The 19,064-nt window shown below is 43.7% G+C and carries 15 protein-coding genes; 7 read left to right on the top strand and 8 right to left on the bottom strand.

The features are described 5' to 3' along the window. Positions 1–26: 26 nt before the first annotated feature. Entirely contained in the window at positions 27–2,450 is a 2,424-nt protein-coding gene (locus PQR79_RS01740) for a DNA internalization-related competence protein ComEC/Rec2 (protein ID WP_238104161.1), read from the bottom strand. A gap of 76 nt (positions 2,451–2,526) precedes the next feature. On the opposite strand from PQR79_RS01740, the gene PQR79_RS01735 reads away from it, so the two are divergent. Continuing rightward, complete coding sequence (locus PQR79_RS01735) at positions 2,527–3,036, top strand: DUF2062 domain-containing protein (protein WP_238103431.1); 510 nt, start codon at positions 2,527–2,529, stop codon at positions 3,034–3,036. Between the two features lie 78 nt (positions 3,037–3,114). Here the strand turns inward: PQR79_RS01735 and PQR79_RS01730 are convergent, their stop codons facing one another. Next, positions 3,115–3,549 carry a MarR family winged helix-turn-helix transcriptional regulator gene (locus PQR79_RS01730; RefSeq protein ID WP_238103428.1) on the bottom strand — a complete coding sequence of 145 codons (435 nt, stop codon included), beginning with the start codon at positions 3,547–3,549 and terminating at the stop codon, positions 3,115–3,117. Positions 3,550–3,688: 139 nt separating this feature from the next. On the opposite strand from PQR79_RS01730, the gene PQR79_RS01725 reads away from it, so the two are divergent. Beyond that, entirely contained in the window at positions 3,689–4,483 is a 795-nt protein-coding gene (locus tag PQR79_RS01725; protein ID WP_238103427.1) for a siderophore-interacting protein, read from the top strand. 9 nt (positions 4,484–4,492) lie between these two features. Here PQR79_RS01725 and PQR79_RS01720 read toward each other — a convergent pair whose 3' ends face one another. The 4 genes from PQR79_RS01720 to PQR79_RS01705 are packed head-to-tail and all read right to left on the bottom strand — an operon-like array spanning position 4,493 to position 7,933. Beyond that, positions 4,493–4,729, bottom strand: coding sequence for a DUF3624 domain-containing protein (locus PQR79_RS01720; protein WP_238104160.1), 237 nt, complete (start codon positions 4,727–4,729; stop codon positions 4,493–4,495). A 14-nt stretch (positions 4,730–4,743) separates the two neighbouring features. Beyond that, positions 4,744–5,985 carry a lipoprotein-releasing ABC transporter permease subunit LolE gene (lolE, locus tag PQR79_RS01715; RefSeq protein ID WP_238103426.1) on the bottom strand — a complete coding sequence of 414 codons (1,242 nt, stop codon included), beginning with the start codon at positions 5,983–5,985 and terminating at the stop codon, positions 4,744–4,746. Then, positions 5,982–6,689 carry a lipoprotein-releasing ABC transporter ATP-binding protein LolD gene (lolD, locus tag PQR79_RS01710; RefSeq protein WP_238103425.1) on the bottom strand — a complete coding sequence of 236 codons (708 nt, stop codon included), beginning with the start codon at positions 6,687–6,689 and terminating at the stop codon, positions 5,982–5,984. The genes lolE and lolD overlap by 4 nt, the downstream gene beginning before the upstream one ends. Continuing rightward, positions 6,689–7,933: a lipoprotein-releasing ABC transporter permease subunit gene (locus PQR79_RS01705; RefSeq protein WP_238103424.1), complete on the bottom strand. Its 1,245-nt coding sequence runs from the start codon at positions 7,931–7,933 to the stop codon at positions 6,689–6,691. The genes lolD and PQR79_RS01705 overlap by 1 nt, the downstream gene beginning before the upstream one ends. 157 nt (positions 7,934–8,090) lie before the next feature. Between PQR79_RS01705 and PQR79_RS01700 the strand changes: the two genes are divergently transcribed. The 3 genes from PQR79_RS01700 to PQR79_RS01690 are packed head-to-tail and all read left to right on the top strand — an operon-like array spanning position 8,091 to position 13,256. Beyond that, entirely contained in the window at positions 8,091–8,687 is a 597-nt protein-coding gene (locus tag PQR79_RS01700) for a hypothetical protein (RefSeq protein WP_238103423.1), read from the top strand. Positions 8,688–8,736: 49 nt separating this feature from the next. Next, positions 8,737–12,261: a transcription-repair coupling factor gene (gene mfd / locus PQR79_RS01695; protein ID WP_238103422.1), complete on the top strand. Its 3,525-nt coding sequence runs from the start codon at positions 8,737–8,739 to the stop codon at positions 12,259–12,261. After that, positions 12,261–13,256, top strand: coding sequence for a peptidoglycan binding protein CsiV (locus PQR79_RS01690; protein ID WP_238103421.1), 996 nt, complete (start codon positions 12,261–12,263; stop codon positions 13,254–13,256). Before mfd ends, PQR79_RS01690 begins: the two co-directional genes overlap by 1 nt. Positions 13,257–13,475: 219 nt before the next feature. Here PQR79_RS01690 and nagZ read toward each other — a convergent pair whose 3' ends face one another. Then, complete coding sequence (gene nagZ / locus PQR79_RS01685; RefSeq protein WP_238103420.1) at positions 13,476–14,501, bottom strand: beta-N-acetylhexosaminidase; 1,026 nt, start codon at positions 14,499–14,501, stop codon at positions 13,476–13,478. 221 nt (positions 14,502–14,722) lie between these two features. Between nagZ and PQR79_RS01680 the strand changes: the two genes are divergently transcribed. Further along, complete coding sequence (locus PQR79_RS01680) at positions 14,723–16,099, top strand: L-serine ammonia-lyase (RefSeq protein ID WP_238103418.1); 1,377 nt, start codon at positions 14,723–14,725, stop codon at positions 16,097–16,099. Positions 16,100–16,171: 72 nt separating this feature from the next. On the opposite strand, the gene PQR79_RS01675 is transcribed toward PQR79_RS01680, so the two are convergent. Beyond that, positions 16,172–17,788: a methyl-accepting chemotaxis protein gene (locus PQR79_RS01675; protein ID WP_238103417.1), complete on the bottom strand. Its 1,617-nt coding sequence runs from the start codon at positions 17,786–17,788 to the stop codon at positions 16,172–16,174. A 511-nt stretch (positions 17,789–18,299) separates the two neighbouring features. Here PQR79_RS01675 and PQR79_RS01670 point away from each other — a divergent pair. Then, on the top strand, positions 18,300–19,046 hold the full coding sequence (locus tag PQR79_RS01670; RefSeq protein ID WP_238103416.1) for an HAD-IIA family hydrolase: 747 nt from the start codon (positions 18,300–18,302) through the stop codon (positions 19,044–19,046). Positions 19,047–19,064: the final 18 nt, after the last annotated feature.

The following is a 19,064-nucleotide window of genomic DNA, read 5'->3' as shown; positions in this document are numbered from 1 at the left end:
CTTAACTAGCAAACATGGGGCGTATTCTACTCTGCTTTAAGTGTCTCACCAAATTTAAACAATTGATTGTACCAAAATGGCGCTAAATCTTGACGGTAAGTGGCTATTTTGTAGCCTTTTTCTGTGAAGATGAAGCTTATTTGTCCTTGATGCCCGGTTTGTAGGGTTTGGATGCCACGATCTTGATATCGTGTCATGACATCTTCTTTAGGGAAACCATATTGATTAGCAAAACCTGCAGTGGTGATTGCCACTTGAGGCTGAACCGCCGCAATAAACGTTGGAATAGACGACGTTCGGCTCCCATGATGGGGAACGAATAATACCTCTGCAGCTAGCGTTATATCAGCGTTAAGTAATGCTTGCTCACGCGGCGCTTCAATATCACCCGTTAATAACACAGCACTATAACCATCAAATAAACGCACCACACAAGATTGATCATTGTCATTAACGCTGTGCAAGGTATTGTCGATAAAGTGTAACTCAATACCTTGCCATCTTAGCTTACCACTACAAGTTTGGTCGGCTGCACGCTTGGCGTAAGGTTCAACATTAAAATCAGCAATAATGCCACTGTTCGGAAACGTTTTAGATAACAGTGATAAACCACCCACATGATCATTATCATCGTGGCTCACAACAATGTAATCGAGACTGGTTATTCCTTTGGCTGTAATAAAAGGCACAATGGCGCGAGCGGCATAACTAAAGTCGCCATATGCAGCACCAGTATCATAGATTAATCCATGTTGACCTCGTTGCAGAACCACCGCCATGCCCTGTGCAACATCAAGCACATGCATTTGCCATTGTGGCGCAGCGTTCGGCTTATGACTGATTAGCATTGCTTGCCGACTCAAATCGTAGATTTGTAACACAAGCGGTAAGCAAAATAACATCACCACGCCATACCATCCCCAGGAAGCATAACGGGTGTTGTAGCGACGATAATACATTACTGCAAACGCCAGTAATAAAAACAACAACGTCATTAACCACTGGTCGTTAATCTGCACCAAACTCAATGGCAAGTCATCGCTTAAAGCAAGCAACCACACAAACGGCTCAAGACTGATATTGGCGATAAAAAATATCAATTCGCCCATATCATTAATCACCGTTGGTGATAACGCTAATAAATGCAAAAGACAAAACGTAGCTAACCACAGGCAAAAACTTAACATGACCACAGGGATCACCACCACACTAAACCAAGGTACAAACAATAAATTGAGCCAAATACTGTGAGGTGTCATGGTGCCAAACAACACTGCCTGCAATAATCCTAAGCCAATAGCTAAACGCCACTGAATAGACCACAATACTTTGACAGCGAGAATGGCTTGCTGATAAAAACGATAAAGTTTGGTGCTAATAAACACTGAAACGGATTGTGCCGTATCGTGTTGATGAGTCAAGTTGGGCTCGGCGTCAATAGGTTCAGGTTTAACGACTAACAATATAATTGTTAATGCCAAAAATGATAACCAAAAGCCCGCACTTAACATGGCAAATGGATCAAGCAATAACACGATACATAATGCATAAAGTAAGCGATCCCAGCTATTGCTATATTGCTTTACGACAGTCAATGTCACTAATAGCAACATCATTAACAGTGCACGCTGAGTAGCAACGGCAAAGCCAGACAAATAACCGTAGCCGAGGGTAATCCCCGCAGCCAATAGTATAATACCTATGCCATATGCACGATGCTGAGTGGCAACAAACAAGCGTGACAGCAACATTAACAGTCCATAAAACAAGCCAAATACGACGGATAAATGTAATCCTGAAATCGCCACCAAATGCCCTGCACCGGTTTGCCGTAATTGCTGCCAACGTTGCTCACTTAATTGGCTTTTGTCGCCAAAAATCAACGCGCGTAAAATATCGCCTTCTGTTAGTTTGGCTAAAACCGGAACGGTAATATCAATAATCGCTTGTCTTAAATGGGTAGAATGGCTGATTAGCTCTGCCCGCTTAACTCGCCCCTTACCAATAATGTGCTGACTAATAAAGTACTTTTGTTGATTAAAGCCACCTTGATTTTGAATACTGCTGATGCCTTTCATTCGGGCACTAAACTGCCAAATTTGCCCAGGTTCAATTTTCGCTGGCTTTTGCCACGTTAATCGGTAATATCGCTGCACATTATGTAAGGCCATTGCTTCAAAATAAGATGAATACGGTGGATGAGGTAAAACTCGCACATCAAAACTTATCCAGTCGCTGTTTTGGCTAACAAGTGATACTATCTGCGCCTTAAATTGAATTAGCTCGGGTTTTTCAGCATTTTGGTGCAAGTAAAGACTCTGAAAAATCAGACTAATCCAAAAAATGGCAAAGATACCGCCAGCTAAAAACGGGATTTTTTTAAGGCAACACAACACCAGTAAGCACAAGATAGGCAAACACCAGATGGGTGCCAGCGAGGGCCATAACATCGCTGATAAAGAACAGGCACAAAAGCCATAGATAAATCGATTCATAGTGAATGAGTTAAGACATTAATCGACAAATATGCCAAAAAAAATAATCCAAAGATTTATGCCAAAACCCGAAACACTCCGTGACCACAAGTATTTACGGATGTTTGGCACCTTGTTGCATAAGCCCAATTTATGGGCATTAAATCGAAAATCAGCCCCAGGGGCTTTTGCGGTAGGTTTGTTTGTGGCATGGATTCCAATGCCATTTCAAATGGTATTAGCTGCGGGTTTAGCCATACTTTTTAATGTTAATTTACCCGTTGCTGTCGCACTCGTGTGGGTAACGAATCCCCTGACAATGCCCATTATGTTTTATGCCGCGTATTTGATCGGCACGAAGATCTTGGGCCACAAAGCTCAGGCATTTCATTTTGAAGCAACATGGACATGGATTGAAGCATCAATATCGACAATTGGCCCACCCTTTTTAGTGGGGTGCATCGCATTAGGTATCGTGTCTGCAATTGCAGGATTTGTGGTGATTAAAAGTATGTGGCGCTATTCGATTTTATTTAAATGGCAGCAAAGAAAAGGCGGATAAATACTCGCCGCATTTTGAAAAGTAATCAAAAGGCCACTGAGAGTGGCCTTTAGATTGTCAGTGTACGACTTAACATCGTTACTCATTTTGTTGATTTAAATTATGCGCCATTTGTTTTGCTAAACGCGCAAAATCAGCAATTTCTTGTTCGGTTAAGCCAGTTTTCATTATCTCGTTAACCCGATGTTCAGCAACGCTCAATTGCTTAACGATCTGCTCACCTTCACCGCTAATACCTAAGTAATAACTACGCTTATCATTTGGATTATCGAGTTTGCTCACATAACCTAACCCAATAAGCTCTTTAATTAATCTCGCTAATTGTGCTTTGTCTATCAGGGTTTTCTGCACAATATCATTGGCAGTGACCTTCTGATTATAAAAAGAGATAATTTTAAGTACCCGCATATGTAACGGGGTAATCCCTAAATCACCGACCTCTATAGCTTGGCGTAATGAGCGCTTCATACTGTGTAGTAAATTAAACAGTGGTTCTTTTATATTCTCAGACACAAAACTTCCTTAGTGCAATCTCAGTGAACAATGACAACTGAACGCACAAATGTAGTTGACTTAGTCAACCACCGCAACTATAGTAGACATTATCATCTAAACCACCCGCATGTGCAACTCCATTTTACAGGTAGCCTATATGAATTCCCCTCGCACCAAAAAACCTATCGTAAGAGTGACTCACATCTGTGATATTAACGATATCAGTCCATACTTACGCCGTATTGTATTAAGCGGTGAGCCATTGGCTGACTTCCCCGCCAATCAACAAGGTGCTTATGTAAAAGTGCTCATCCCTCAAGCGGGTGAAGTTGAACTAAACACACAAGTCAGTGGCCCTAATGCAGCACTTAAGCGATCTTATACCATTCGCGACTTTGACGCAGAGCAAGACCTACTGAGTCTCGATTTTGTCATAAACAAACATCGCGGACCGGCAACAGATTGGGCAAGCACGGCTCAAGTCGGTGATAAGGTGGCCATTGCTGGGCCTGGGCCATTAAAAATGAGCCAATTTGACGCCAAGCATTATGTCTTGTTGGGCGACTCAACCTCAATCAATGCCGTTAATGCGTTAATTAAGCGCATACCTGCAACGGCAACAGGTCATGTCATTATGCTAGCCCACAGTGAACAAGAAAAGCCCTTACTGGCATCGCACCCCTTTATTAAAGTCGACTGGTTAGTATTAACGCCTAATATCACTGATTTACAACAAGATGAATGGTTATTAGCAAAAGTGATGCAGCTCGATAACGTCCCTGCAGACACACAAGTGTTTATCGGTTTGGAAGCGTCACAAGTACGTACAATTAAACAGCATTTTCTCGAACAGCAACAGTTGCCGCTGCGGGCAATCAGTGCGACAGGATATTGGAAACGTGGAACCGACGCCGACACCTTTGGTCAGCAAAAGCAGCTTGAACCGCTATAAGCGCTGGTCTCATTTTTGATAAAGTCTGCGATAACACCACACTAATAAATGCAAACAAAGCAGGCCAGTAAAACTTATCGCAAAAAACAGCAGTGCAATAGACTCAACCGTTTTAGGCTGGTCTACAAAAAAACGCCACCAAATTGGCCAAGTCAGTATGCTCAGTACAGTCAATTGCACCATACAGCGCTGACATCGACCAATTTTTTGTCTAAATATAGAGTCGGTACATTGCTCACATGCCATCACGTTTACACTCGTTATCGACCCGCTAATGCTGTCGCTGGGGCTATTTTTGTGGCTTTCCAAGCAGGATAAATCGTGGCAAGTAAGCTCATCACCAAGCCGATAACCAACACAACGACCACATCTTGGGTATGTAATTCAGAGGGTAAAAAGTCGATAAAGTAGATATCAGATGCCAACAACTGAAAACCAAATAGCTGCTCTATCCCCTGTGCGATAGCACTTAAGTTATAAGCAGAAATAACCCCAATAATGCCGCCAATGGTACAGCCCATGATGCCGTTTAACGCCCCTTGCAGCATAAAAATCAACATAACTGCGCCGCGGCTTATGCCCATGGTCATTAAAATGGCAATTTCAGAAGCCTTATCGCGCACCGCCATCACTAATGTCGACACAATATTAAAACAGGCCACCGCAATCACGAGTGCCAATACAAGGTACATGACCAATCGAACCAATTGAATGTCTTGATAAACATGCCCTTGTGAACGAGTCCAATCATTAATGTACAAATATTGCTCCTGAGCAAACCCTAAATCTCGGGTGACAGAAGCCGCATTGAGTACATTGTCGACTTGAATACGCACCCCAGTCACCCCTGTACCTAAACCTAAAATGTCAGCTAAATAAGCAATGGGCACATACGCCTGAGTCGATTCAATTTCACCGCCCACATGGTATACACCCGACACCACAAACCGATGACTTTTAGCCGACGTTAATTGGCTGTTATTGGCATCAGGGGTAAACATTGCCACTGTATCACCAACCTTAAGTTCAAGCTTTTCAATTAAACTCCGCCCTAAAACGATGTTATTTTGATTGCCCTGCAACGATTGCCATGCCTCGGCTGACATATATTGGTTAATGGTCGACACATCGGCTTCGTGGTTAATATCAATCCCGCTGACCATTAATCCTTGAAAACCACCCGGCTTTTGCACTAACCCCTGCAAACGAATAAACGGTGCCACGCCGGTGATTTGCGATAAATTTTGTGCACTTTTGGCAATCACTTGCCAGTCGGCTATCGGTTCATTAACACCGACAAGCTCGCCATGGGATGCCACGCCGAGTAACCGTTGTTGTAGCTCTTTTTCAAACCCATTCATGGTTGATAACAACACAATCAACACTCCGACACCGAGCGCAATCCCCGCGGTAGAAGCAAATGAAATAAAGCCAATAAAACGATTTGACTGCCTCGCGCGAAAAAAACGCCAGCCAATGGTTAACGGTAACCACTTACTCATTCGGTTTGTCCTGCCTCAACACTTTGCAACACACCATCTTTCATGGTTAATTGACGATCCATCTTAGCCGCTAATTTATAATCATGGGTCACCACGACAAAGGCGGTGTCAAATTGATGAGCCAATTCTCGGATCATTGCATACACATTATCAGCACTGCTGGCATCTAAGTTACCTGTAGGCTCATCAGCCAGCACCAACTTAGGTTTGTTAATCAAAGCACGTGCAATCGCCACACGTTGACGTTCGCCGCCAGACAACTGCGCAGGAATATGATTAACACGATGCCCTAACCCAACGCGTTCAAGCAGCTTTTGTGCATCAGCCAAGGTTTGCTTTTTATCTTTACCCTGGATGAATGCCGGCATTGCTACGTTTTCTAACGCGGTAAACTCAGGCAATAAATGATGAAATTGATAAATAAAACCTAAATCCTGATTACGGACCTGTGCTTGGCGAGCTGAGGACAATTGATATAAATCTTCACCATCTAATAACACTGCCCCCGATGTAGGCGTGTCTAAGGTCCCCATAATGTGCAATAACGTACTCTTACCTGAACCAGAGCTTCCGACAATGGCTAATTGCTCACCTTTGTACACCGTTAAATCCACACCAGAAAGCACATGGGTAATCACTTCGCCATCATGATATTGCTTACTGACGTGGTTAACTTGTAATAACGCGGTTTGTGTTTGACTCATTATTCGTATCTCAAAGCAGTTGCAGGTTGAACCCTAGCAGCGGACAGCGCAGGGTATAGGGTGGCAAGTAAGGTAATTAACAGTGAGCCCGCAATAATAAAACTCAATTGGGTTATCGACAATGCAACCGGCAAGGTTTGCCCTGCCCCTAAAATAGCAATGCCAAGCGCAGATAAAATGCTATTTAAATTTAAGGTTAAGCCAATGCCGATAATGGTACCTAAAATCAAGCCCAGTAACGCATTCAGCAACCCTTGCACAATAAAGATGGCCATCACTGATGAGGTCGTAACACCCTGTGTTTTTAATACCGCAACATCGGTGGTTTTATCCACAACCATCATAACTAATGCCGACACCATGTTAAACGCCGCAACGGCAACGATTAAACTGAGCATCAACGACATCATGTTTTTTTCCATCTTCACTGCAGAAAATAAATGGCCATACTCTTGGCGCCAGTCGCTGGTTTTAATCTCAACACCTTGCTTAGCAAAGGCACTCACCATCTTTGGGGCAATGAGTGGCGCACTAAATGGGTCGGCTAAATACACACGTAATGCATCAATCTCTTGACTGTTTTGACGCTTCAACTTACGCGCATCTTGATAATGTACATAGGCGACACTGGCATCAACTTGCGAGCCCATTTCAAAGATACCAGCCACAGTAAATTTTCGCTGACTTGGCACTGGGCCCATAGGCGAATACACCACACCATCACCGCTGAGTAAACGAATTTTATCACCACTGTTCACGCCAAGCTTACGGGCAAGTTCGCTACCAAGCACAATATTGTAATCCCCGGCGGATAGCTGCTCAAAAGCATTTGAATACGTATGGGAGGCAATACTGGATAAGGTTTGCTCTAGCTCAGGGTAAACCCCATACACTTGCACTGCGCTGATGTTTTTGCTCGACTGGATCATCGCTTGTGTCGTGGTACTAGGAGCGACACCACGGATATGCTGATTTAAGCTTGCGTCAGTTAACACCTGTTGGGTGAGCGATTGCCAGTCATTAAAACCGACTTCGTTGACTAAAGTGAGTTGCGGTACCGCACCCAAAATACGATTTTTAAGCTGTCCTTCGAGACCGTTCATCACCGAACTCACCACAATTAATGCCGCCACCCCTAAAAAAATACCTGAGACAGCAAAAAAAGTAATAAAAGAGGCAAAAGCATTGGCTTTTCGTGCACGCCAGTAACGGTAGCCGATAAAAAACGAAAATCCGAAATTCATAAAAAAATACTAATCCTATGCGCTCATCACAGCGTATTAGTCTGACAAACAAGCTAATTGTGTAGATGAAACCAACAAGCCATTGCGTATGACTTGCTAAATCATTAAGTTGGGCACGATAATAGGGCTATTAGTGGGATAAATAAAGAGGCAAACCTTGATACCTGACAGCAATTCTTATTTTAGTGTGCCTCATAACTTCAACGCATACCTTTCACCGTGGGATGCAACCTTAGGTTTGCCCACTGAAGATGAGCTAAAAGACATGCAATCGGTAGGCTTAAAATTGCTAACCGAAGTGAAAAGCCTTGAAGCCAACTGCTTATTACAACTGCGTAATTTAGATAATGACGCCAAAGCCGTCGTGGACTTTTTAAAGCTGCAATCACGTAAAGTGGATTTAGTATTACAGCATGTGCTTGAAAAAGAAGTACAAGAAGGCCAAAAAGTAAAAGGCAATCAATTTGGTGGCAGCGGCATTAGCATTACCAGCTCATTTGCATTAAATGTGGGGGAGTACCATAAAACCCATATTTATTTACATACTGAAGTGGTCGCCTTAATGTGCATTTGCCAAGTCACACAATGTACCCCCATCGCCAAAGACGATGACCAAGACGCTCAGTGGCATTGCCAGCTTGAATTTAGCCAAATTCTTGAAGATGATATCGAACAATTGGTAAAAGCCAGTTTGGCCGTGCAACAAAAAATGCTCAAAAAACGCAAACAACATATTGATAAACAACGACGTTAACTCGCGTTTCAATACACATTGACTGTAAACGGAATTGAAAAAGATTTTAATGAAACAATTTAGTGTACTCACGCCGCCGAGTGTAAAAAAAGGCCAACAAATGCAAACATTGGCAACATTAGGTGGGGTCTCTCAGGCCATTACCTTAGCCAAGTTAATTCAGCAACATATTGGTACCAGTATTATTGTCACTCACGACACCCCTAGTGCACTGTCACTGGAAGTCGAATTAAGCTATTTATTGCAAAACAGCAATATCAATGTGTGCTTATTTCCAGACCGTGAAACTTTACCCTACGACAACTTTTCGCCACATCAAGATTTGATTTCACAACGGCTCGAAACCCTAGCCAATATTAGCCAACATCAACATAACGTGGTCATTGTGCCGGTAAACACCCTAATGGTGCGCCTACCGCCAAAATCGTTTATGACAGCCAATGTCATGGTGCTTAACAAGGGCGATACCTACAGCTTGCAACAAGCCAGACAGCACCTAACCGACACCGGCTATCATTTGGTTGAACAGGTGTATGAGCATGGCGAGTTTGCTATTCGTGGCTCAATTATAGATATTTTCCCCACGGGCTCTCGCCAACCGTTGCGCATAGAACTGTTTGATGACGAAGTCGAGTCAATTCGCTTTTTTGATGTTGATACTCAACGATCGGGGATGGCGCGTGATGCCATACGCATGTTACCTGCAAAAGAGTTCCCTACTGACAGCAACGCCATTGAAGGCTTTAGACAACGCTACCGTCGACGTTTTGAAGTGATCTCAAAAGAAGCGGAATCGATATATCAACTGGTGAGCCGCAATTTAATGCCAGCAGGCATTGAAAACTACTTACCTTTGTTTTTTGATGACACCGCCACACTGTTTGATTACTTACCCAAAGACAGTCAACTCATTACCCTAGGCGACATCGAAAAAGCCAGCAAAAACCACTTGCATGAAGTGTCAGTACGGTATGAAGACAGGCGCATAGACCCATTAAGACCGCTGCTCGCACCGCAAGAATTATATTTGCTGCAAGACGAATTATTTGCCGCCTTTAAACCGCTAACTCGCACGCAAATTATTCAGCAACATCATGTTAACGACACCGACAACGCCGGCCAGCCGTTAGCACAAATAGACCTACCAAGTAGCGCGATGGTTGCCAACGTTGATAAATTGCCCGACGTTAATGCAAATCACAAGCTCAAACAACCGCTTATTGCCCTGCAAGAATACAGTAGCACCCACACACAATTGTTGTTCAGTGCAGAATCTGAAGGTCGCCGTGAAGCCCTACTTGAGCTACTCAGTAAAATAGGTATAAAGCCTAAACAGTTCAACCATATTAATGACTACCTTGATGCCAAAGACAAAATAGGTTTAATGGTATCGCCACTCAGTCGTGGCTGTGTATTAACCGATACGCCCAAAGGTGCAATCAGCATTATTTGCGAAACCGAACTATTCGGCCAACGTATTTCTCAGCAACGTCGCCGTGAAAAGCAAAAGCAAGTTAGCTCAGATGTCTTAGTTAAAAACTTAGCAGAACTAAAAGTCGGCCAACCCATAGTTCATTTAGAACACGGCGTAGCCTTGTATCAGGGCTTAGAAACCCTCGATACGGGTGGACTGGTTGCTGAATACCTAAAACTGGAATATTCAGGTGGCGACAAACTCTATGTGCCAGTGTCATCACTGCACTTAATTAGCCGTTTTAACGCCAGCGGCGACGGTGAAGCACACCTTAACAAACTCGGTAACGAAACCTGGGCCAAAGCGAAACGAAAAGCCATTGAGCGTATCCGTGATGTGGCAGCAGAACTACTCGACGTGTACGCCCGTCGCCAGGCTCGCCCTGGCGATGCTATGGCCATTGACGAGCAAGAGTACGCGCAATTTAGCCAGGGCTTTCCGTTTGAAGAAACGGTAGACCAAGAATCCGCCATTAACGCCGTATTAGCAGACCTACAAGCACCACTGGCGATGGACCGCTTAGTGTGTGGTGACGTGGGCTTTGGTAAAACCGAAGTGGCTATGCGAGCTGCGTTTGTGGCCGTAAATGCTGGTAAACAAGTGGTGGTATTAGTGCCAACCACCCTACTTGCCCAGCAACACTACGAAAACTTTAAAGACCGTTTTGCCGACTGGCCAATTGTCATCGAAGTGATGTCACGCTTTAGAACCACCAAAGAACAAAACAGCGTGGTTGAACAACTGTCTGCCGGAAAAGTCGATATCGTGATTGGCACCCATAAATTATTATCTGCCGAAGCCAATTTCGATAACTTGGGCTTATTGATTATCGACGAGGAACATCGTTTTGGTGTGCGTCAAAAAGAAAAGATTAAAGCGCTGCGAGCTAACGTTGACATTTTAACCTTAACCGCCACGCCCATTCCGCGCACCCTGAATATGGCCATGTCTGGCATGCGCGACTTATCCATTATTGCCACACCGCCCGCCAAACGTTTAGCGGTAAAAACCTTTGTGCGCGAATACGACAAAGCCACAGTACGCGAAGCCATATTGCGTGAAATTCTTCGTGGCGGCCAGGTCTATTACTTACACAACAACGTCGAAACCATTGAAAAAACAGCACAAAACATTCGAGACTTACTGCCTGAGGCTCGGGTTGTTACTGCACACGGACAAATGCGCGAACGCGATCTCGAAAAAGTCATGTCAGACTTTTACCACCAACGCTTTAACGTGTTGGTGTGTACGACCATTATCGAAACCGGTATTGACGTACCAAGCGCAAATACCATTATTATCGATCGTGCTGACATGTTTGGTTTAGCACAACTACACCAGTTACGTGGCCGTGTAGGACGCTCACACCATCAAGCTTATGCCTATATGATGACACCGCACCCTAAACGCATGACACCCGACGCCCGTAAACGTCTTGAAGCTATCGACGCATTAGAAGATCTAGGCGCAGGATTTATGCTCGCCACTCAAGATTTAGAGATCCGTGGCGCAGGTGAATTATTAGGTGATGAGCAAAGCGGCCATATTTCTAAAATTGGTTTTAGCTTGTACATGGAAATGCTCGAATCCGCTGTTAAAGCCTTGAAAGAAGGTAAAGAGCCGTCCCTTGCCTACATGATGAGCGCCAAAGCAGAAATCGATTTACGCATTCCAGCACTACTGCCTGAAGATTACGTTAACGACGTCAATATGCGCTTGTCGCTATACAAACGTATCGCCAATTGCGAAAACGACAACATGCTCGACGAACTTAAAGTCGAGTTTATTGACCGCTTTGGTATGTTGCCCGACCCAACACGAAACTTAATGGCCATCACCCTGTTTAAACATCAGGCGACCGCACTGGGTATTGTTAAAATTGAAATGCACGCCAAAGGCGGCAGTGTTGAATTTGGTCAAGAAAACAGCGTCGATCCGATGTTTATTATTGGTTTGTTGCAAAACCAGCCACAAATCTATCGAATGGACGGGCCAAATAAGTTAAAGTTCAACATTCCTGCTGAAACAAGCAAAGAGCGTCTTGAATTAGTCAACACCTTGCTTGAACAGTTCGCTAAACATCAAACTGGAGACAAATAGTGCTTCGTAAAATTGCGATATCTATCGCCACTATCACAGCGCTATCGTACAGCGTTACAGCCCATGCAGAGTCATGGTTTGAAGTTGAAGTATTTGTATTTGAACGCCAAAACCCTTCGGTTGAAAAGTGGCTCGAAGCCTCACCACCGACATTAGCTAATAACACAGTCGATATGATCACCCCAGTGATAAGTACCGACATCACAGGGGTTGCGTCGGCTTTAACGGGGTGTACTTCTACTGATTGGGCCAGCGACACGAGCAACTGTGACGATCCCAAAGTCAGTAACAACATCGCTTCTCACCCAAGCGAAGTGCCAGTGAGTATCGGTGCGGCAACACCACAATCAGCCTTTTTAGGTCAAGGCACAGTATTACTTGCCCAAAGCCAAGGCCAATTTCAAGACATTATTCGCACCATCAGCCGTGAACCTTACGTAAAAAGTTTAGTGCATTTAACGTGGCAGCAAAATATGCAATCGCGTCGTTTAGCAAAACCGGTGCGCATATTTGGCGGTAAAGATTACTCTAAAACGTTTGACTACTACGGCTTAAGTGTTAATAAACCTGCTGACACCAGTATGAGCATGTCAATGGGCGATTACGGTACCCTAGGTGGGTTTTATGAAGCGCCAAAAGTTAAACCGGTTTGGGAGCTCGATGGGTCAATTAACATTTATTTAAACCATTACCTCTACATCGAAAACAATTTAGCCTTACGCAAACCGACTCAAAAAATGATTGAATCAACGCCGGCTGCATTTAATGAGTACGCAGCATTAGAGATTGAAGGTAAAAAGCAATTAGCCCCCTTTTTACAGAGTATTCCGCTCATTCAAAATCGCCGGGTACGCAGTGGTGAGCTACATTATTTTGACCACCCACAATTGGGTATCGTGATGCAAATTCGTAAAATGGCCCAACCCACTAGTGTAAAACCTATTGATTTAACAGGTTATACACCACAAGGACAGCCAATGCCTTATTCAAGCTGACACATCATTTTACCCATAAAAAACCGGATCCACTGATCCGGTTTTTATTGCTCTTAAGTAAAAGCTTAGATTAATACCAATCATTATTAGAATGTGATCTATTTTAGGGCGAATTTATCAGCGTGGTATTTTTTGTTAGCCTTTCTTAACATAGTGCACTATGCCCTCAACAGGCTGCCTCGACTACCTCACTGATAACTTTCGCTAAAAGAGCAAATGCTAATGCGGATTGGTATAACGTCGAATGGTATCCACGACTTGTTTTGCCGCCTCGATACGAACATGCTGCGCTAACGCAAGCTGAACTTGTTCAGGCTTAGCTTTAAGCCTCAAGGCCGTATGCAATGGCTCATCAGCCGGCCAGACAAAGTCACTCAATAAAGCTTGTACCCCTACAGGGTCGTTACACACTAAAATCATGTCACAACCTGCATCTAACGCCGCTTTTGCTCGGCCTAAATAATCACCCGCAAAGCTTGCGCCCTTCATGCCTAAATCGTCAGAAAATATCACCCCTTCAAAGGCTAACTGCTGGCGTAACACACTTTGTAACCAATAAGACGAAAAACCAGCAGGATGAGGGTCTATTGCTGAATACACAACATGCGCAGGCATCACTCCTTGTAACAGTTGTTGGCCAATTAACTGTTTAAAGGGCACCATATCAAAGGCTTCAACCTCTTCTTTTGCACGAGCATCCACAGGCATAGCAATATGTGAGTCTGCGGCAACACTACCATGACCGGGAAAATGCTTACCCACTGCAGCCATACCCGCGTCATTCATGCCAATAATAAATTGTTGCGCAAGCGCTGTCACTTCTGCGGGGTTTGGGCTAAAACTGCGTTTACCAATCACTTCACTAATGCCATTAACATCTAAAACCGGAGCAAAACTTAAATCAATATCACATTCAAGCAACTCTAGCGCCATTAAAAAGCCGCACTCTTTCGCCCATTGTTTTGCTAATGTTAAATCCATATTTGCCGTAGGTAAAATATCACCCATAGCAGGAATTAAGCTAAAACCATCGCGAAAACGTTGTACTCGTCCACCTTCATGATCAACGGCAATCAATAATTGAGGACGAATTTGACGAATCTGCTTAACCAATTCTATTAATTGATTTTTATTTTCAAAGTTACGCGTAAATAAAATAACCCCGCCCACTCTAGGGTGGCGTAATTGCGCAGTTTCCAGCTCAGACACTGTTAAACCAGCCAAATCCATCATTAAATAGCTCAAACTGTTCCCCTAATACTATCGACAGCGTCGTAAACTTGCCGTTATTGTGCATGATAAGGCAAGCTAATGTGAAAAATTATGCATAAAAAAATCTAATGAACTGTCATGCATCAAACTGTGGGATACTCTGCCAACAAAAGAGATAATCCGCCAAGATGATATAAGGCGATTATACTCATTAATAAGCAAAACAATAAACGACTCAGCAAGGGTTCCTCAAAATGATTAGCGTATTTGACATGTTTAAAATTGGCATTGGCCCTTCAAGCTCACACACAGTGGGACCAATGAAGGCCGGAAAAATGTTTATCCAACATGTTGCAGACAATAATTTATTGGCTCAAACCGATGAATTACAAGCAGAATTGTTTGGCTCCCTTGGCCAAACAGGTAAAGGCCATGGTACCGGTAAAGCGGTGATTTTAGGGTTAATGGGGGAAGATCCAGAAACCGTCGATACCGACGGTATTGATGCCATTTTAGAAACCGTATCCAACAGTCAAAAGCTGACCCTCGCCGATGGACGCCTCGTAAAGTTTACTCGTGAAGATGGTATTACTTACCATAGGCGTAAAACCCTTCCGGCACACGCCAATGCCATGACCTTATATGCATTATCAAAAGGCGAATGTATTTATCAGCGCACTTATTATTCTGTTGGCGGCGGTTTTATTCTTGATGAGGATGAAATCACCCAACGTAATGCATCGCCTGCAACGCCAATAGAACAAGCGCCTTACGACTTCAATAGTGCGTTACAATTACTGCAACTGTGCTGTGATAACGGCTTAAGCATTTCATCATTAATGATGGCTAACGAACTGAGTATCGCCAGCGAAGACGAAGTAAAACAAGGTTTGTGGCATATCTGGCAAACCATGAAAAACTGTGTTGAGCGCGGTTATCAAAAAGAAGGTATTTTACCGGGAGGCTTAAAACTACGCCGCCGTGCACCTGCTCTGTATCGCCGTTTAAAAGCAGAAGGACGTAATAATATCGACCCATTAACGGCAATGGATTGGGTCGACTTATTTGCATTATCGGTTAACGAACAAAATGCCGCAGGCGATCGCGTCGTCACCGCGCCAACCAATGGCGCTGCCGGTATTATCCCTGCGGTATTATGTTACTACGATATGTTTGTACAAGAAGTCGATATTGACGTGTGTAGCCGCTATTTACTCACGGCAGCGGCTATCGGTATTTTATACAAGAAAAACGCCTCTATCTCTGGTGCTGAAGTAGGTTGTCAGGGTGAAGTCGGCGTAGCCTGCTCTATGGCAGCTGCAGCATTGACAGAAATTATGGGCGGCACCGTCGAGCACGTTGAAAACGCAGCTGAAATCGGCATGGAACATAACCTAGGCTTAACCTGCGATCCTGTTGGCGGCCTTGTGCAAGTACCATGCATTGAGCGTAACGCTATGGGCGCGGTAAAAGCCATTAACGCTTCACGCATGGCACTGCGCGGCGACGGTAACCACAAAGTGTCGCTAGACAAAGTCATCAAAACCATGATGGATACCGGCAAAGACATGCGCAGTAAGTACAAAGAAACCGCCAAAGGCGGGTTAGCTGTAAACATTGTTGAATGTTAATCTAGGTCGATATGCTTTAATAAAAAATGCCTGTTAGCAATAACAGGCATTTTTGTATTTAGCGCTAACACATTAATGGGTTTTAAATTGGCCTATTTGGCGACGAAGTTGTTGTGACAACTCATCAACTTGGACACTGGCTTGATATGATTGCTGCGCGTTGGTTGCCGTTAAACCCGCCTCATCACTGATATTGACAATATTGCGATTAATCTCATCTGTTACTGCCGTTTGTTCTTCAGCAGCAGTGGCAATTTGTGTCGCCATATTGGCTATAGTCGCCACAGAATGCGTAATACTTGACAACGCCTCGCCAGCAAGTGCAGCTTGTTCGGTACTGTTTAACGCTTGTTGACGGCTCGAATCCATCACCGACACCGCATCTTTCACACCAGCTTGTAATTGTGAAATCATTTGTTGAATTTGATTAGTTGAATCCTGAGTGCGCTTTGATAACGTTCGCACTTCATCGGCCACAACCGCAAAACCACGGCCGTGTTCACCTGCGCGGGCTGCTTCAATAGCCGCATTCAGTGCCAGTAAGTTTGTTTGATCAGATATACTGCGAATCACCTCTAAGATACTGCCAATGTTATCGGTATCTTTTTCTAACTGATGTAACGCACTAGCAGCTTGTTCAACCCCGTTAGCTAGCTGCTCAATCGAGGTAATGGTTAACTGAACCACTTTGTCACCTTGCACAGCCTGGGTATCGGAGTCTTTTGCTGCTTGTGCAGCCAACTCTGCATTGTTAGCAACTTCAATGACCGTTGCCTGCATTTGATTCATCGCAGTAGCCACTTGTTCCGTTTCGCTTTGCAAGCGCTGCATGCCGGCTAAAGTTTCATTACTACTTGTCGTTAACTGCACACTGGCTGTGCCTAATTGTTGGCTATTGTCATTAAAGTCGGTAATTAAATCATGGATCTGCTGCACAAACGCATTAAAGCTCGTCGCCACTGTGGCGATTTCAGTGTTGCCACTGTCATCAAGTTTGACCGTTAAATCTTTCGCTCCTGAGGCGACATTGCGCATCGACTCATCTAATTTTCTTAAGGGGTTAATAATCGCGCGGTATAGCACAAACAAAATCATGGCAAGAAACACACCCAACGCAAGGTTGCCCCAAAACTGCACCCGCGCCGCACTCACATTTGCCGACAAGGTTTGTTTTACTGCAGTGGTATATTGTTGATCTATTTGATTAGCAAGTTGGTCTAAATCATCCGCAAGATCCGATGAAACTTCATCAAAACCACCGGAGCCTTTCATAAGATGATTTCCCGCCTCTGTCCCCTGAATCAAATAAGCATCGGCCATATTAAGGCCCGATTTATACATATCGTTGACTTTGCCTTTAATCTCTTTGGTTTGCTGATAAAACTCTGGGGCTGTATCAATAAGTTTATCGAGTTGGGACAATGCCCCATTGAGACTATCAAGCGCTTCTGCTTTTGCCTCATCACTTTTAGTGGCACCAACATCGGTTAAAAATTGCTGAATTTGTACAACGTAATATCGCGTATCTTTGAGTGCTAAAATAGCACCGACTTGAGCTTCTTCGTTAACCACACGCTTATGAATTCGCGATTGCTGCGTATTGCCTACCCAAGAAAGAATAATCATTGCAGATAAAGCAAGTGCGCTCGTTATTTGAAGCATTCTTTTTATTGATAAATCAAGCATCATTGAGGACCTTAAATGTGTATCCTAAATTATCTTATAGGATATCGCCGGGCAATAAGACTGTCATTAACGGCACACAAGCAATCAGACCTCGATCAATATTCATCATAAAATGTGTGAGGGCGCAGTCTAAAGTCTTACAAACTCATAATCCCTCACAAATTTATAACCTCTACATCATACTGCAATGGCGACAAGTTAGAAAAGACATTTTAAAAATAACTTGTTGTTTTAAAATACAAATAATCAAAAATGCAATTCGGTAATAGCATTGTGTATATGATTGACTGATGTCGGTTGATTTCAATTGTTGATTTGAGTTGTGAGCGCTTAAATTCATGCAGACTCGATGGGTTCCCCCCAAAAAACACGCTTATTACATCATGATGCATTTTCACCAACAATCTTTTGATGTTATTTATTCAATGCCTTCATTTTTGTATTTAATCGTTGTTTTCTGGCCTGAATTAGCATTAGATGTAGGCAGGTTGTATTTGAAGGAAGAAATGAAACAATGAAAAATATTATTTGTGATATCGATGGTGTGTTACTGCACGACAACAAGTTAATTCCAGGTAGTGATAAATTTATTCATCGTGTACTAGAGCAAGGCAACCCGCTGGTTATTCTCACTAATTATCCTGTTCAAACAGGTAAAGATTTACAAAATCGTCTAGGTGCTGCGGGCATTAATGTGCCAGAAACCTGCTTTTATACCTCGGCGATGGCAACGGCTGACTTTCTTAAACACCAAACCGGCACCAAAGCCTTTGTGATTGGTGAAGGCGCCCTCACCCACGAGTTGTACAACGCAGGCTTTACGATAACCGACATTAACCCAGACTTTGTTATTGTGGGCGAAACCCGTTCATACAACTGGGACATGATCCATAAAGCATCTCGCTTTGTCGCTGGCGGTGCACGTTTTATTGCCACCAATCCAGACACCCATGGCCCAGCGTATAGCCCTGCTTGTGGTGCATTATGCGCTGCCATTGAAAGGATTACAGGCAAAATGCCATTTTACGTCGGCAAGCCAAGCTCATGGATTATTCGCTCAGCATTGAATCATATCCAAGGTCATTCAGAAAACACCGTTATTATTGGTGACAACATGCGCACCGATATTTTGGCAGGTTTTCAAGCCGGCCTTGAAACCATTTTAGTCACCAGTGGCGTGAGCCAAATGGCAGATATTGAAAAAGAACCATTTAGACCAAACCATATATTCGCCTGTGCTGGCGACATTGACGTAGTGTAAGCTCGGTAACCGTAAATG

The sequence above is a fragment of the Shewanella metallivivens genome (genome assembly GCF_028750675.1).
Taxonomy (GTDB): Bacteria; Pseudomonadota; Gammaproteobacteria; order Enterobacterales; family Shewanellaceae; genus Shewanella; species Shewanella metallivivens.
This window is presented reverse-complemented; position numbering and strand designations above follow the sequence as displayed.